The 16,013-nt window shown below is 60.5% G+C and carries 11 protein-coding genes; 4 read left to right on the top strand and 7 right to left on the bottom strand.

Going from position 1 to position 16,013, the window contains the following annotated elements:
• Window positions 1-23: 23 nt before the first annotated feature.
• Window positions 24-323, bottom strand: a complete 300-nt coding sequence (locus GJ699_RS21590) for a colicin immunity domain-containing protein (RefSeq protein ID WP_154380165.1) — start codon at window positions 321-323, stop codon at window positions 24-26.
• On the bottom strand, window positions 320-649 hold the full coding sequence (locus GJ699_RS35335) for a colicin D domain-containing protein (RefSeq protein ID WP_154380167.1): 330 nt from the start codon (window positions 647-649) through the stop codon (window positions 320-322). Before GJ699_RS35335 ends, GJ699_RS21590 begins: the two co-directional genes overlap by 4 nt.
• A gap of 160 nt (window positions 650-809) precedes the next feature.
• Here GJ699_RS35335 and GJ699_RS21600 point away from each other — a divergent pair, with 160 nt between their 5' ends.
• Entirely contained in the window at window positions 810-1,691 is an 882-nt protein-coding gene (locus tag GJ699_RS21600) for a sulfurtransferase (RefSeq protein WP_154380169.1), read from the top strand.
• 47 nt (window positions 1,692-1,738) lie between these two features.
• Here the strand turns inward: GJ699_RS21600 and GJ699_RS21605 are convergent, their stop codons facing one another.
• The 5 genes from GJ699_RS21605 to GJ699_RS21630 all read right to left on the bottom strand — a co-directional run bounded on the left by GJ699_RS21605 (window position 1,739) and on the right by GJ699_RS21630 (window position 11,790).
• On the bottom strand, window positions 1,739-3,079 hold the full coding sequence (locus GJ699_RS21605) for a TolC family outer membrane protein (protein WP_154380171.1): 1,341 nt from the start codon (window positions 3,077-3,079) through the stop codon (window positions 1,739-1,741).
• Window positions 3,080-3,081: 2 nt separating this feature from the next.
• Window positions 3,082-4,446 (bottom strand): HlyD family type I secretion periplasmic adaptor subunit, encoded by a 1,365-nt coding sequence (locus GJ699_RS21610; RefSeq protein WP_154380173.1) that lies wholly within the window; start codon window positions 4,444-4,446, stop codon window positions 3,082-3,084.
• A gap of 3 nt (window positions 4,447-4,449) precedes the next feature.
• Window positions 4,450-6,321, bottom strand: a complete 1,872-nt coding sequence (locus GJ699_RS21615) for a type I secretion system permease/ATPase (RefSeq protein ID WP_154380175.1) — start codon at window positions 6,319-6,321, stop codon at window positions 4,450-4,452.
• A gap of 195 nt (window positions 6,322-6,516) precedes the next feature.
• On the bottom strand, window positions 6,517-10,044 hold the full coding sequence (locus GJ699_RS34660; RefSeq protein WP_229262225.1) for a beta strand repeat-containing protein: 3,528 nt from the start codon (window positions 10,042-10,044) through the stop codon (window positions 6,517-6,519).
• A gap of 342 nt (window positions 10,045-10,386) precedes the next feature.
• Window positions 10,387-11,790 (bottom strand): FecR family protein, encoded by a 1,404-nt coding sequence (locus GJ699_RS21630; RefSeq protein ID WP_154380179.1) that lies wholly within the window; start codon window positions 11,788-11,790, stop codon window positions 10,387-10,389.
• A gap of 233 nt (window positions 11,791-12,023) precedes the next feature.
• Between GJ699_RS21630 and GJ699_RS21635 the strand changes: the two genes are divergently transcribed.
• The 3 genes from GJ699_RS21635 to GJ699_RS21645 are packed head-to-tail and all read left to right on the top strand — an operon-like array spanning window position 12,024 to window position 15,936.
• Window positions 12,024-13,838, top strand: a complete 1,815-nt coding sequence (locus tag GJ699_RS21635; protein WP_154380181.1) for a CHASE2 domain-containing protein — start codon at window positions 12,024-12,026, stop codon at window positions 13,836-13,838.
• Entirely contained in the window at window positions 13,835-15,142 is a 1,308-nt protein-coding gene (locus GJ699_RS21640; protein WP_154380183.1) for a tetratricopeptide repeat protein, read from the top strand. Before GJ699_RS21635 ends, GJ699_RS21640 begins: the two co-directional genes overlap by 4 nt.
• A gap of 20 nt (window positions 15,143-15,162) precedes the next feature.
• Entirely contained in the window at window positions 15,163-15,936 is a 774-nt protein-coding gene (locus GJ699_RS21645; RefSeq protein WP_154380185.1) for a Crp/Fnr family transcriptional regulator, read from the top strand.
• Window positions 15,937-16,013 lie beyond the last annotated feature (77 nt).

Genomic DNA, 16,013 nt, shown 5'->3' on the forward strand with positions numbered 1-16,013 from the left:
CTTCTGCTAAACAATCACGCCTCTTATGCCGCCATTTCCCGATCGCGCCACATCACCATCCGATGCAAAATATCTCGCGTCTTGGACTCCAAGCCTTGCTCATCCAGATAAAAAACAGGATCTTCAGCAAGCAAATCCGGATCGGTTGTAAAAGAATCCGCATCTCCAAAAAGCTCATCAAGCAGCAGAAACAAAGGCTCTGCCATAGGCGCTGTCTCCTCTTTAAAATTTTCCAAAAAGCGATCACTGAATTCCTGGGCTGATAGCTGATGGCTCAAGAAGAGCCCTATCAGAGCGGCATACCTGTCAAATACGTCATTCATGACTTTGCTCCCCCCACCCGCCCGCTGTTTAAGAGACACCCAAATTGCCTTTCGTTCAATCGCCAACCGGAAAGATAATATCCATCGGCTCCGCGCATGACATTCAGTCCGGAGCGCAGATCGATGAAATGCGTAACAGGCCGGTTTCGATAATACCCCTCTAGCACGGTCGTGTGGGGTGATGCAATGTGCGCCAATAAGGCCCGCCGAAATGCCGCAAGCGTGTTTTTATTTGACGTCCCAAGTACACCAAAATTCCGCGCGTGACGAAACGTATGCTGTAACCTCTTCATTCGAAAATGCATCCAACGATAGCCAGTGTTCATTTCATTACCATGATGAGCAGGTCGAAATGCACACCATGACGCCAACGTCTTCTGAGATGCTGATAACACGCAAAGATCGCCTAAATTTTAGGCAAATTGAGGATTTGTATGCTGATCGTGCGTATAATGTCGCCTTGCCCTTTTTTGTCCTCACACCATCATGCAAGCTAATACCGCTTTACAAGCTGAAGCGCATGCTGGCGCTGCCACGCCGCACGTCAACATCGCCGCCTATAAATTTGTCACCTTTGACAATCTGGAAGAGATCCGCCCGCAGTACCAGGAGATTTGCACCCGCCTGGGCCTGAAAGGCACTGTGCTGCTGACGCCGGAAGGCATCAATATGTTCCTGTCCGGCCAGCGCGCCCATATCGACGAGTACTTGGCCTGGGTCCGCAGCGACGCCCGCTTCGCCGATCTGGAAGTGAAGGAAAGCCTGTCGGCCGAACAGTCGCACAAGCGCATGCTGGTGAAGATCAAAAAGGAAATCATCACCATGCGCATGCCGCTGATTAAGCCGGAAGAAGGCCGCGCCCCCAACGTCGAAGCGCACACGCTGAAACGCTGGCTGGACAACGGCGTCGACGACGAAGGCCGGCCGGTGGTGATGGTCGATACCCGCAACGATTTCGAAGTCGACGTCGGCACCTTCGACAACACGGTCGACTACCGCATCAAGAAATTCACCGAATTCCCGGAACTGATCGCCGCCCACAAGCCCGACTTTGAAGGCAAGACCGTGGTCACCTTCTGCACCGGCGGCATCCGCTGCGAGAAAGCCGCGATCCACATGCAGAACATCGGCTACGACCACGTCTACCAGCTGGAAGGCGGCATCCTGAAATACTTCGAAGAAGTCGGCGGCGCCCACTACAGCGGCGACTGCTTCGTGTTCGACTACCGTACCGCGCTGAATCCGAAACTGGAACCGACCGAAACCACGCAGTGCTTCAACTGCCGCGCCGTGGTGACGCCGCGCCAGCAACTGGCGCCGGAGTTTGTGTATGGCGAGTCCTGCCCGCACTGCTACCAGAAGCAGTAAATAAAAAAAGCAGCTCAGTGAGCTGCTTTTTTTTGCGCTGGTGGAGCTTACTCGAAGTAGGCCGCCAGCAAACGAACATCGTCCATGCCCAGCACGCCAGCGTCGGCGCGCACGTGCAGCAGTGCCAGGATATAGCCGTAACGCGCCTGCGCCAGATCGCGCTGTGCGGCGGACAACTGACGCTGCGCGGTCAGCAGATCCAGGTTGATACGCACGCCACCCTGAATGCTCTTCTGGGTTGCGGTAATCAGCAATTGGGCCGAATCGACTGCTTTAATCAGCGCATCAATCTTGGGCTTACTGCTGACCATCTGCTTGTAATACTTGCGCAGGTCGATCACCACTTTGTCGATCTGTCCATCGAGGTCGGCTTCGGCTTTGGATTTGTTGGCCACCGCCTGGCGCGTGGTCGCGCTGACCGCGCCACCATTGAAGATCGGGATGTTGACCGAGAAGCCGATCGAACGCACCGTGGTTTCCTGGTTCACAGTCGACAGCGAGTCCGACAAAGTCTTGCCGTAGGTGCCGACGAAGTCCACGCGCGGCGCATGGCCGGCGCGCTGCTTGTTGATCTCCTGGCGCGCGATCTCGATGTTCTTGCGCTGGGTGCGGATGTCCGGGTTGAGCTCCATCGCCTTGTCACGCCACGCTTCAAAGCTGAGCAACTCGTCCGCCGTCACCCGCATGCCAGGGCGCAGCTGATCCAGCACCGTGACATCCACATCGTGACCAACGATCGACTGCAACGTATCGCGCGCACTGCTCAACGCGTCTTCCGCCTCGATCACCGACGCTTCCGCCAGATCCAGCCGCGACTGGGTTTCCAGCGCATCGGTGCTGGTGCCTTCGCCGCGTTTCAGCAGCAGGTCGTTGACCTTGCGCTGCTCGGCATACATGTCGCGCTCGGCCTTGGCAAAGGCCACCTGATCGTATTTGAACAGCACTTCGAAATAGCTGCTCAGCATGCGCATCAACACGTCCTGCGAAGCGCTGTCGAACTGCGCCTCGGCATAGTCGGCCTGCGCCTTGCCTTGCTTGAAGCGCGCCAGTGCATCCAGACTGAACACCGGCTGACGCACCTGGATGGTGGCTGAGCGCGACAGATAGTCTTCCGGCAGTCGGATGTGGTACTCCTCAACCGTGGAGCGGTTCTGGTTGATCGAATACGCGGCCGACAGCGACGGCAGCAGATTGGAGCGCGCCAGAATGCGGTTTTCCTTGCCGGCTTGCGCCACCTGATAAGCGGCACGGTAGGTCGGGTCGTTTTGCAACGCTGCCTCGTAAGCCTGCATCAGCGTCAGCGCCGAGGCGCTGGCACCGTGCAGCAGGCCGGCCGCAGCCAGTGCCAGCGGCAGCAGACGGCGACGGATGGATACGCCAGACTTCATGCTTAGTCCTCCGACATTGCAGATTTCGCGCGGTCGAAGGCCGGCTTCATCAGGTAGCTCATCATGGTGCGTTCGCCAGTCTTCACGAACATCTCCACCGGCATACCCGGCACCACGTCCAGCTTCTTGGAAGCGAGCAGCTTGGCGCCTTCCGGCGTCACGCGGGCACGCACTTTGTAAAATGCCGCGCCAGTTTTCTCGTCGACATTGCGGTCGGCCGCCACCTGAATCACTTCACCCGGAATATGCGGGGTGCGGTTGGTATTAAAGGCGGCAAAGATCAGCTCGGTCTTCAGGCCGACATGGACCTTGTCCACCAGGTTGACTGGCAAATTGCCTTCGACCACCAGCGCATCATCCACTGGCACCAGATCCATCATGCGGGTACCGGCGGGCACCACACCGCCATTGGTGAAAATATTGCTGCCTACAACCACGCCGTCAACCGGGGCGCGCACCTCGGAATTGACCACATCAAACTCCAGTCCCTTCAAACGGCTGTCAAGGGCTTCGGCTTCCTTACGGATATCGGACAGCTGAGTACGAACTTCCTTCTGGTATTCCTCAGTGCGCTGTACACGGCGCGTTTTCAATTCGGCCACCTGGCTGCGGGCTCGGGCGATGGTACCGATGTCCTCGGAAATCGCACCGTTCACCTGAGCATAGCTGCGCTCGATGTCCAGCAGGCGCGAACGCGGGATGTAACCATCCTTGGCCAGATCGCGGTTGTTTTCCAGCTGCTCCTTCAGGATCGTCAGCTGCTCCTTCTTGCTGTCGCGCGATTCCTCCTGATTGCGTACCTGTTCGTTCAAGCCTTGAATATTCTCATTCATACCCGCCAGTTCGGCTTGCAACGCCATCTGACGCGAAGTCAGCAGTTGACGTTGCAGCGCCATCGCTTCAATCGCGCGTGGATCGTTCTTGTATTTGTCCAACTCAGGTGGCAGGTTGAAACTGTGTGCACCGGTCTGCTCCGCCTCCAGACGAGCTTCCGAAGTACGGCTACTGATGTACTGCGCCAATGCGGTCTCAAAGGCAGACTTGGCAGTAACATCGCTCATGCGTACCAGGACCTGGCCTTGTTTGACGACGTCGCCATCATGCACCATGATCGCATTCACCGTGCCGCCGGCCAGATTTTGCACAGCCTTGCGATTGCCTTCCTTGGTCACGTAACCACTCATCGGTACGCCTTTGTCCAACGGCGCAAACCAGGCCCAGACCAGGAAACCGACGACTCCCAGCAGCACTACCAGCCAACCGATGCGCGCATACGATCCGGCATCGGTATTTACTTCGATCGGTGTGACGTCGCGCGAAATGACTTCGACCGGCGTCGCATCCGCTTTGTTAATCACATTGCTCATGACTTACTCCTGTTCCGTCGCTGCGTTGGCACCGCCAGCCTGGGCAGCAACCTGCTGCTGCGCTACGATGTCCGCCGCCTGTTGCGCTGCGGCTTGTTGCGCTGCGGCTTGTTGAGCCGCAGCCTGCTGCTGGGCCGCGGCTTGTTGTTGCGCAGCTTGCTGCGCCGCCTGCTGGCTGACCACTTGCTTCTGCTGCTGTTCTTGCAGCGCAGCCAGCACCTGATTGGTCGGACCAAAGGCCGACACAGTGCCGTCACGCAACACCAACAGCTTGGTGGTGGCCGCAATCGCACTGGTGCGGTGGGTAATCAGGACCACCGTTTTGCCTTTCTGGCGCAGGGCATGCACAGCCTGCACCAGCGCGGCTTCACCGACGTCATCCAGATTGGAATTCGGCTCGTCCAGCACCAAGAGGGCAGGATCACCATACATGGCACGCGCCAGGCCAAGACGCTGGCGCTGGCCACCGGACAGGCCGGCGCCACCGTCGCCCAACACTGTGTCGTAGCCTTTAGGCAAATGCAGAATCATGTCGTGTACGCCAGCACGCTTAGCCGCGTCCACCACTTTTTCACCGTCGACGTCGCCGAAGCGGGCAATGTTTTCGGCAATGCTGCCGCCAAACAGTTCCACATCCTGCGGCAGGTAGCCGATGTTCGGACCGAGCTCCCCCTTGTTCCACTGATAGATATCGGCACCATCCAGGCGCACCTTGCCCATCAGCGCAGGCCAGACACCAACCATCAGGCGTGCCAGCGTCGACTTGCCGCAACCGCTAGGACCGACTATACCCAGTACATCGCCGGCCTGGATCGCAAAGTTCACACCCCGCAGAACAGGTACCGTTGCGCCCGGTGGAGCTGCGGTGACACCTTCAATTGCCAGCGCGCCGGTGGGCTTCGGCAGTTCCATACCGGCCGCACGTACCGGATGCTTTTCCAGCAACGTGTTCAAGCGCTCGAAAGCGCTACGGGTGTTAGCCCAGCTCTTCCACACACCAATCACCTGCTGCACCGGCGCCAGCGCGCGGCCGACCAAAATCGAGGCGGCAATCATCATGCCCGGACTAATTTTGTTTTCTAGTACTAGCAGCGCGCCAAAGCCCAGTACCAACGATTGCAGCGACAGCTGTACAAACTTGGTTATGGCATTGATATAACCAGCGGTTTCGCTGGCTTTTGCTTGCAAGTGCAAGAAATAACCATGACGCTTGAACCAACGGTTCATCACGTTGGGCAGCATGCCCATCGATTCGATCACTTCAGCGTTGCGCAAGTTGTTGGTGGCCAGATTATTGGCCTGGATCGACATGCTGTTGGCTTCTGCCAGCGGCTTATGCGTCACCTTTTCGTTGACGAAGGCCAAGATCACCAGCAGCAGCGTGCCACCCAGTGCAAACAGGCCCAGCGTCGGCTCAAAAATGAAGATCACGATCAGGTAAATCGGAAACCATGGCGCGTCGAAGAAGGCGAACAGCGCGTTCCCGGTCAGGAATTGACGCAAGTTGGTCAGGTCGGCCAGCGACTGACCAGCATTGGCACCGGATGCTTTCAGATTTTGCTCAAACGCCGCAGTGTAAATGCGCTTATTCAGCTGCATGTCGAAGCGGGCACCGACCCGCACCAGCACAAAGCTACGCACCAGCTCCAGCACTGACATCAGCAAATAGGTGCCAACGATCATTATCGACAGCATCGCCAGCGTGACCTCGTTATGGCTGCTCAGCACGCGGTCGTAGACCTGCAACATGTACAGCGAAGGAGCCAACATCAGCATGTTGATGATGGCGCTGAAAGTCCCTACGGTATAAAAGGTTTTCTTAAAACTGAGCAGGACTTGCCCAATTTCGCTCTTAGGATTCAGAAGTTTTTTCATCACGCAGTACCGCGTTCGATTATAGAACAGCCATTATCCCTTAAATGATGTAAAAAATGTGATGTGGATCACAAAATATTTTGTTTCGGGAAATTTGTTGCGCGGTTACAAAAGAAAAAACCCCTCACGCCAGGGCGTGAGGGGTTTTTTGCGGTCTACCCACCCCAGGACTAGCCCGGGGATGGCGCAAGACTATTAGCCTACCAGCAGCAGGGTGTGACCATCGCTCGAGAACGATGCAGTGCTCAGGTCGACGGTACCGGTAATCTTAACGATCACGTCAGTGCCGTTGACGAACGAGGTCGAACCAGTGCTTTCGTGGTCAACCACGTAGGTGGCGCCGTTGTACTGGAACCACGACACGTCACCTTGGGAAGTCGCTGCAATCGCGGCGTTGGCGTAATCCTGGAACACCGAGGTGTCAGCCAGGGTAACTTTCGACGCGTTGAAGTCCACTGCCTGGGTGCCGAAGGTGATGATATCGCCAGCGCTCAGGTCGGTAATGGTAGCGTAGCTGTTAACGTTGGTGGTAGCGTGAGCAACGTTGAAGTTGTCAGCGCCAGCACCGCCGGTCAGTTTAGCCAGGTCACCAGCAACGATCAGGGTGTCGTTACCAGCACCACCGTTCAGGACAGCGCTGTTGCCAGCTGCGGTCAGGGTGTCAGCACCCGAACCACCGGTGATGGTCACGCTAGCAACCGAACCCGTGGTCGCGGTCAGCGAGCCGGTCAGAGCCGAAGCGTTGACGGTGGTGAGCGCGGTGTTGGTAGCATCAACGGTCAGCACCAGATCGCTGTTACCAGCGATTACCAGCGACTTCAGAGCAGCATCGGTCAGCTTGATGGTCGCTTCGTTCACGCCAGCGCCAGCGATGGCCGAGGTGTCGGTATCGGTGACGGTCAGGTTGATGGTTTCAACGCCATCAGCCTGTACGGCACCGAAGTTCAGGTCGGCAGCGACCACTTTGGTTACCACGTTCAGCACATCGGAGGTACCGGTAGCGTCAGCCAGCACGACTTTTACCAGGGTGCTTGCACCCGTCAGTTCCAGAGTACCGTTGGCGCCGAAGCTGTCCAGTTCCAGCGAGGTAGCACCACCGCTGATAACGTAGCTGATGCTGTCCAGGTTGGCCAGGTTCACGACGTCGGTGCCCGAAGCACCCAGGTCCAGTTTCTCGAAGTTCGAGATCTTGGCGCCGAAAGCGCTGGTCAGCGAAGCAGCTGCAGCGTCAACAGCAGCGATTGCCAGGGTGTCGGTACCATCACCACCGTCCACATTCGCGGTCAGGGATTGGGTGCCGGTTGCCAGCTTCAGGGTGTCGTCGCCAGCGCCCAGCGAGATTGCCTTGGTTACCGAGGTGCCGCTCAGGGTCACAACGTCAACGCCAGAGCCGCCGGTGTAGGTAGCTTGCGAACCTTTGATGGTCGCGGTCACGGTGCCGGTGGTGCCGGTGGTGGTCACGCTGGTCAGGGTAGCAGCGGCGTTGTCCAGGGTCAGGCCAGCGGTGCCGGTTACAACCACGGTTTTCAGCGAAGCAGTGGTCGAGCTCGACAGATTAGCAACGCCAGCGCCCGACACGTTCAGAGCGGTGATGCCAGCGGCGGTCAGATTGATCGCCGAATCCGAAGTAGCAGCCAGGTTCAGGGTGGTGTAGGTTGCGCCGATACCAACAGCAGCTTGGGTACCAGTACCAACGTTGTCAACGGTCAGTGCCAGGGTGGTTGCTGCGGTGTTGGTCACAGCCACGGTGCCGTCGCTGTTTGCCAGGTTCAGGGCGGTCAGGCCGCTGGAGCTGATGTTAGCAGCATTGTAGCCCGATACGGTCACGGTAGCGATCGACTTCGCGCCGCTGTCGGTGATGTTCACGGTGCCGCCGGTGATAGCAGCTTCGCCGGTCACAGCGGTGGTGGCGTCAGCGCCGGCGGTAACAGCGGCAACGGTCGCGCCGGTGGCGGTTACGTCAGCGATGGTCGAATCAGCGGCCACGGCGGTGAAGGTCACTTTAGCGCTAGATACAGAGCCGGTGGTGAAGTTGTCCGACAGGGCACCCGAGTAGATACCGTTGCCAGCAGCTGCCGAACCCTGGGTTGCACCAGCGGTCAGGTTAGCGAAGGCCGCAGCTACTTGAGCAGCGGTCAGGGCTTTCGAGGCGGTGAAGACCAGGCCATCGACAGTCACACTGGCGCCAGCGGCCAGGGCGGTGAAGGTCACGGTGTCGGTGGTTTTCGCACCGGCGACAGCGGTCACAGCGTCAACGCCAAGCGAAGCGGTGGTTTGCTGAACGATAACTTCGGTGGTTTTCGAGGTGCCGTTCACGGTCACGTCGCTTTGAACGATCGCGTTGCCGGTTGCGCCGGTGTCGGTAGCTGCATCCGAGTAGTCCGACGATGCGGTCTGGATCACGGAAACTTTGGTGCCGCCGTTCACGGTGATGGCACCCAGGGTCGCGCCAGCCACGTCAGCGTATTCAGCGCCGGTCGAGGTGATAGCCACTGCGCCGGTTGGTTTGGCCGAGCCGCCGCCGATGGTAACGGTGCCGGTGGTCACGCCGGAGTCGGTCAGCGAAACGCTGGTACCGCCGCTGATGGCGATAGCGCCGGTGCCTTGTGCGGTAGCCGATACGGTGATCGCGCCTTTGGCAGCGGTGGTCGCGCCGATGGTGATGCCGCCAGCGCCGGTGCCGGTCACGGAGTTGCTCGAACCGCCGTCGATAGCGACTGCGCCGTTCACACCAGTGATCGCCACTGCGGTGGTCGAGTTAGCGGTGATGGTGGCTGCGGTGGCTTGGGTCACAGCGATGCTGGTCACGCCAGTTACGCTGGTCAGGGCGGTTTCGTCCAGGGTCACAGCGCCAGTGGCACGTACGGTGACGTTTTCCACGTTCTTGATGGTTGCGCTCGAAATGTCGCCGTTCACCAGGCTACCCACAACTTGCAGGTTCAGCGTGTCGGAGCCGGCGCCGCCATCGATGGTGTCCAGGGCGTTCAGGGTGGTGTTAGCAGCAGTGGTGTGGTCAACCAGAGCGGTGATCACGTCGTTGCCATTGCCGCCGGTGACGCTGTCGATCGCGGTGGTCAGGGTGCTGTTGGTGCTTGGGATCGAAGCGCTGGTGATCGACGATACGGTCGATTCAACGGTCGATTGGTAAGCGGTGGTGTCGGTGGTGCTGTCGACGTTTTTCAGCAGGCCGCGTGCGGCAGCAGCAGCGGTGTCGCCCGAGAACGCGTTGATTTCAGCAACGGTGTCCAGAGCAGCGGTGAAGTTGGTCGCAACGGTCACTTTGTTGGACACGGTAGCGGCATCCAGCAGGCCTTGTGCCGAGGTGTTAGCCAGGGCGCCTTGAGCGATTGCCAGAGCGGCGTTAGCCAGGGTCAGCGAACCGCTGGTGATGGCGCTGGTCCAGAAGGCCCAACCTTCAACGTCTGGCTCACGACCCAGCAGGTTGACGTAGATGGCTTCCACGAATTTCGAAATACCAACTTGGCTGGTGTCGGTGCCGTACAGGGCTTTCGACTCGTCCGACGAGCTGAAGCTGTTGACCAGGGTAGCCAGAGCGCTGGTGCTGTCAGCTTGTACAGCAGCGTTCAGCTCAGCCAGCGTGGTTGGTGCGTTCAGAGCGGCCAATTGCGCTTCGAAGTTTTGCAGACCGAAGTAGTCAGCTGGACGGCCGAAGTAGGTCACGTACAGTTGTTGTACCAGGCTGGCGTAATCTTGTGCTGCCATAATTGAAATTCCTTATAAGAGTGGTTTAAACCAAAAATTCTGCAGTTCAGTGCAAACAGCGCTGTTGACACTGAACGCTTTTTTGCAGAAGTGCGAAGTATATTGCCACAGCGGGGGTACATTGATGTGACGGGCATCACAAAAGCAACTTTTTTCAAGCAAAAAACATGTTTTTTTTCTGAATGTTGCAAATAATTGTAGATCAAGCACTACCGCGCACGATTGAAACGAGAGTTTTGGAGAGATTTACTGCCGTTTTTACGCCACGCTCTGATTAAAAAAAACGCAGCAATTAAGCTGCGTTTTTTAAATATGCATATTTAATTAGTGCCGTAATACTGTTTATCGCTTCCAGCTGGTGGCACCGGTAATGGTGGTGCTTGGATAGGCGGTGTTTTTAAATATATAAGCCGCTTCTTCCACGTTGGTGCCACTCAGATAACCACGAATCGTACTCTGAGACGCCGCCACATTTGACATAGCGCCGGTCAGATCGACCACCCCTTTGCCGGTGACGTTATATTTAGTGCTATCGGACGATACCACCAGCGAGGTGGTAAATGAGCGGTCGACAAAGTTAATACTCAGCGCGCCGGAATCGACCGCCGCCAATGTCGCGACGCCGCCGGTTTTTTGTACGTATGCCTCACTGCCATTCAACGTGAAAGCCACGGTGCCTTCCGTCGGCATGACCAATTGCGCGCCTTTGACGCGGGCAATCGCATAATCGCCGACAAAGGATGGATTATCGGTGTTGTTACTCTGAATACTGGACGGCATTACTGCCGCGCCAGCCACCGTGCTCCAGCGACCCCAGAAGATTTCCTGCACTTTCGGCGTCACCGGCGTCACCGGTGTGGTGGGCGTGGTTGGTGTCGTCGGCGTGGTCGGCGTCGTGGGTGTGGTCGGCGTCGTGGTGGCGGTATCGTCCGGCGAAGTGACCACGGTTGGCGGCGGCGTCACCACCGTTGGCGTATCGGTCGTGGTTTGCGGCTGGCGCACGGCCTGAAGCGACAGATCGGATTTCTCCGGGTCAAAGTTCACCGGCGTGCTCTGCTGCAGGCTGACGGCAGCGGCCGCCACCTTGCCCACCGGCTCGTCCGAGCGTGGTTTTTCCGACTGATCCGGCGCCAGTGCCGGATTGTTCAGCAGTTGCGGCGCAGCCTGGCCACGTTGCACTTGCAACAACATCCCAGCCTGGCCGGCGAACAGTTCGCGGCTGGCGCTGCCTTCGCAAGGGCCGGCGCCGTCGGCGCTGCAGGCGCCGGCAAACGGCGCCATCACCACGCCGCCGGATACCACGGAGACGCGCGAGGTTTGTTGGTCGGTGTAGACAATGAAGTCGGTGCCGCGCACGCCAATCGCGGCGACCGGCGTGTTGAAGCGGAAGTTCTGGCGCGCGGCCTTGACACCCTGGCCGGAAATCGCCCGCGCCACGCCGCTCAGCAGTTCCAGCTTGACGCGGGTGTCGGCAGGGTGCTTGGGATCAAATTTGTAATCACTGACGCGCGCCCGGCTGTTGGGGCGCAGCACCAGGAAACCGTTGTCCACAGTTTTAATATAGACATAGCCGTCGGCGCCGGTGGCGATTTCATCGCCCTCGTTGACCGCCGCTTCCAGCTTGGCGGGCTGGGCCCCCAGCTGCACCTGGCCAGTGACGAACACGACGTGGCCGGCCTCACCGCCCCAGGCGGAAGCCAGACCTGCCATGCTCAATGCGGCGCCAATCAGACATTTACGATACATAGCGAACTTCTCCTTATTGCCTATTCTCTATATTTGGCCTCACAATTGTCTGTGACGGCCGTCACAACTTACATCTGTTACAGCCTGTTACACCCTTGCCTCTATAAGTTTCGCAGAGGCAAAACAAACCGCTATACTTGCCGATTGACTAGTTGATATGGCATCCTGAAGTTATAATTGATGCAACAATGGCGCGCCATCGGCCCCACTTAAGAACACGAGCCTGACTAATTTTGAGTACGCGCTTTTCCTTTCCTGTCGTATCGCGCAGCCTGATTGCCGTGGTCGCCGTCCTGCTGTGCGCCCTGCCCCAGTGGCCGGCCGCGCCGGACTGGTCGCGCTGGGGTGGCGAATGGCTGCGCGACCGCTTCGTGCGGCTGCAGGCGACCGACCTGCCCGACCAGCGCATTCTGGTGGTTGATATCGACGAGTCCAGTCTGGCGCGCTATCCGTGGCCGTGGTCGCGCAGCCGCCTGGCCGACCTGGTTGAGCTGCTGATCGAAGGCGGCGCGCGCGGCGTAGCGCTCGACATCCTGCAGGAAAAACCGGCCGATGCCGAAGGCGACGCCCGCCTCGCCATGCTGGCCCAGCACGGTCCGCTGGTGCTGGCCCAGATGCTGGACTACCAGCCGCGCGCGCTGCCGTTGCGCGGCGGCCTGCTGGGTGGCGGCAGCAACGCGGCCGCGCCGGCCGACGCGCCGCAAGCCACCGGTTACATCGGCAATCACGCCGGCCTGAAGCAATCGCGCTACTTCGGCAATATCGGCGTGCTGCCGGACAGTGACGGTGTGCTGCGCCAGCTGCCGCTGCTGAGCCGCTACCAGAATCAGACCTATCCGACGCTGACGCGCGCGCTGCTGGCCTGCTGCTCCGGCAGCGCCGTGCCGCCGGCCGACCGCGCCTTGCAGCGCATCGGCTACCGCCGCAGCTGGGACGCCTACGACGTCGCCAAGGCCGCCGACCTGCTGGATGGCCGGATCGACGCCGACGGCATCGCCGGCCGGCTGGTGCTGATCGGCTCGTCCTCGCTGAGCATCGGCGACCGCGTCGCCACGCCGTTGGCCCCCTCCAGCGCCGGCCTGCTGGTACACGCGGCCGCGCTCAGCGCCGCGCTGGATGAACAGGATGGCCTGGCCCCGCGCCCGCTGCCAGGCCGCTGGCTGGCGGTGCTGTACACGCTGGCCATAGTACTGCTGACCAGTTTCACCCTGCCGCGCCTGTCGGCCGCCGCCAACGCCGTACTGCTGGGCGCCAGCGCGCTGCTGTGGCTGGGACTGGCCTACACGCTGACGCCGCACGACCCGCTGCTGGCGCCGGCCGCGCCACTGATGTCGACGCTGTTCCTGCTGGCGGTGGCGGTGCCGTTCCACTGGCAGCAGGCGCAACAGCGCTCGCGCCAGTTGCTGGGCACATTGCGCCAATACGTCGCCAAGGATGTGGTGGATGAGCTGCTGCGCAGCAATCTGCAAGATCCGCTGGCACCACGGCTGCTGGAAGTGACCACGCTGATCGCCGACATGGAAGGCTACACCACCCAGGTCGAGTCACTGCCGCTGGACGCCGCCGCGCGCCTGACCACCGATTTCCTCGATTGCCTGACGCGCCCGGTACTGGCCCAACAAGGCACGCTGGACAAATACACCGGCGATGGCCTGGTGGCGTTCTGGGGCGCGCCGCTGCCGAATGCCGAGCACGCCGACCTGGCACTGGACGCCGCCCGCCAGATCCTGCAGGAAGTGGCGGCCTTCAGCGCCCAGCGCGCGCGCCAGGGCTTGCCGCCGCTGCGGGTTCGGATCGGCATCGAAAGCGGCCCCGCCATGGCCGGCGACTACGGCACCAGCCAGCGCAGCATTTATACCGCCGTCGGCGACAGCGTCAACACCGCCGCCCGGCTGGAGCAGGCGGCGCGCGATTATCCGCATGACGTCATCGTCGGCCCCGGCACGGTGGCGCGCGCGCGCCGGCACCGCTTCCTGGCGCTGGGCGAACGCCAGCTGCGCGGCAAGGAAAAGCCGCTGCAGCTATATACGCTGGAGGCGCAGCCATGAAGCGCCTGTTACCGTGGATGCTGACACTGCTGCTGGGCACTGCCGCCGCGCAGGATAGCTTGCCGCCGGCCGAGCTGGTGGTGGCCGCCGCCGCTGTCGCGCCCGCCGCCCAGCCTGAGCCATTGCCGACGCCGGAAAGTCCCCCGATGACGCGCGAACAGGAGGAGCAGGAGGCGCTGTACCAGGCCGCGCTGCACGAGCTGGACGCCGGCCACCTGAGCGCCGCCACCGAGCTGCTGCAACAATTGATCAAGGTCGAGCCGCGCCACGCCGGCGCCTGGCTGGAGCTGGCCATTACCCAGTGCGACCTTGGCAACTCAACCCAGGCCGAACACCTGTTCCGTGAAATCGAAGTGCGCTTCGATCCGCCCAAGGGCATCCGCGACGTCATCGCCCAGCACCGCGCCAGCGGCTGCCGGCTGGTCAACGACCGCAGCGCGTCGTGGGTGCTCAGTGTCGGCCGCGGCCACGACAGCAACGTCAACCAAGGCGCCAGCAGCCCGACCTTCAGCGTTGGCGGCGTCGAAGGCCAGCTGACCGATGAATTCCTGCCGCATCCGGATAGCTACAAGCTGCTGACCGCGTCCTATGTGCAGCCAATCAACGCCCAGGGCACGCAAGCCATCGTGCAGCTGTACGCGCGCCGCCACGACCATGAACACGAACAGGACAGCAACTCGCTGCTGCTGGGACTGGAACACGCCTGGAATATCGGCCGCTGGCGCACCCGCGCTACCGGCGCGCTCGGCAGCGCCACACTGGATGGTCATCTGTACCAGCGCCAGGCCCAACTGCAACTACGGGCGGCGCCGCCGATCACGCTGCCGACCAATCTGGACCTGGCGCTGATCAGCAACCTCAGCCGCGTCGATTACCCGACCCGCGACGCCTACGATGCCACCACCTATGAACTGGGCAGCCAGCTGACCTACCGCGACCGCCGCACCCAGGTGCAATTCACACTCAGCGGCCTGCGCGACCACGGCACCACGCTGCGGCCGGGCGGCGACCGCCAAGGCTGGTTCGGCAACCTGCAGTATTTCACCGCGCTGCAGCCCAAGGTGTATGCCGAGGCCGGCCTGACGCACCAGCGCTGGATCGGCGACAGCGTGTATTCGCCGGGACTGATCGACCTGGTGCGCCACCAGCGCACCACCAACCTACGTGCCGCCGTGCAGTGGTATTTCATGCCCAACGTTAGCGCCCACCTGGAAGGCCGGCTGGTGCGCAACCGCGAGAACATCTCGCTGTTCGACTATAATAGTCGGGCAGTGCAACTTAGCTTGCGCTGGGATAATTTCTAAGCGGCGCCGCCTCTCCACACATGAACATACCGAAGAAAAAGCCCGCCCCGACTCTCGATCTGGTGCCACCGGATCAAGCCGCCCGGGTGGCGGTAGCGCCGGACGTCGCCGGCGAAACCCCACAATTACAAATCTACCTGCGCAAGATCCCACTGCTGGCCGATCTGAGCGAGGAACACATGACCCGCGTCAAGAGCGAACTGCGGATCCGCCAGTACGCCAAGCGCGAGGTGGTGCTGCAAAAAGGCGCGGCCGGCGATTCGCTGCTGTTCCTGCTGACCGGCTCGCTGCAAGTGGTCGACATCACCGAAGATGGCCGCGCCATCGGCTTGCGCATGCTGGTGCCGGGCGACTTCTTTGGCGAGATCGCCGTTATCAACGGTTCGCTGCGCTCGGCCTCGGTGGTGGCGCTGACGCCGGTGCTGGTGGCGCTGCTGCCGCGCGCCACCGCGCTGCATCTGTTCGCGCATTCGCCGCCGGTGGCCAACCACCTGCTGCGCTTCCTGGCCGCCAAAGTGCAGCGCGATTCCGAATTCCGCGCCCTGCTCAGCATCCACAACACGCCGCGCCGCATCTACACCTTCCTCGAACTGCTGAAGGAAAAAAAGGACAACGGCCAGCATGTGGTGGAAAACCTGCCGACCCACCAGGACGTCGCCAATATGATCAACACCAGCCGCGAAACCGTGACCCGCACGCTGCTGACGCTGACCCAGCAGGGCATCATCGAGAAAGGCCCGCACAGCCTGATTATCCTGCGTCCGGACGAGCTGCAGCGACTGGCGCAAGGGTGAGTTCGCTTGCCTTTGCTGCAATCATGCGCATGCTATAATCCGCGCTTTTTACGCCCCTCTATGACCCAGCCGTTTTC

Origin of the sequence: Duganella guangzhouensis, assembly GCF_009674535.1 — a bacterium.
GTDB lineage: Bacteria > Pseudomonadota > Gammaproteobacteria > Burkholderiales > Burkholderiaceae_D > Rugamonas > Rugamonas guangzhouensis.

Coding starts and splice junctions, on each gene's coding strand:
- GJ699_RS21590 (WP_154380165.1), bottom strand. CDS start 323: ATGAATGACGTATTTGACAGGTATGCCGCTCTGATAGGGCTCTTCTTG.
- GJ699_RS35335 (WP_154380167.1), bottom strand. CDS start 649: ATGAACACTGGCTATCGTTGGATGCATTTTCGAATGAAGAGGTTACAG.
- GJ699_RS21600 (WP_154380169.1), top strand. CDS start 810: ATGCAAGCTAATACCGCTTTACAAGCTGAAGCGCATGCTGGCGCTGCC.
- GJ699_RS21605 (WP_154380171.1), bottom strand. CDS start 3,079: ATGAAGTCTGGCGTATCCATCCGTCGCCGTCTGCTGCCGCTGGCACTG.
- GJ699_RS21610 (WP_154380173.1), bottom strand. CDS start 4,446: ATGAGCAATGTGATTAACAAAGCGGATGCGACGCCGGTCGAAGTCATT.
- GJ699_RS21615 (WP_154380175.1), bottom strand. CDS start 6,321: ATGAAAAAACTTCTGAATCCTAAGAGCGAAATTGGGCAAGTCCTGCTC.
- GJ699_RS34660 (WP_229262225.1), bottom strand. CDS start 10,044: ATGGCAGCACAAGATTACGCCAGCCTGGTACAACAACTGTACGTGACC.
- GJ699_RS21630 (WP_154380179.1), bottom strand. CDS start 11,790: ATGTATCGTAAATGTCTGATTGGCGCCGCATTGAGCATGGCAGGTCTG.
- GJ699_RS21640 (WP_154380183.1), top strand. CDS start 13,835: ATGAAGCGCCTGTTACCGTGGATGCTGACACTGCTGCTGGGCACTGCC.
- GJ699_RS21645 (WP_154380185.1), top strand. CDS start 15,163: ATGAACATACCGAAGAAAAAGCCCGCCCCGACTCTCGATCTGGTGCCA.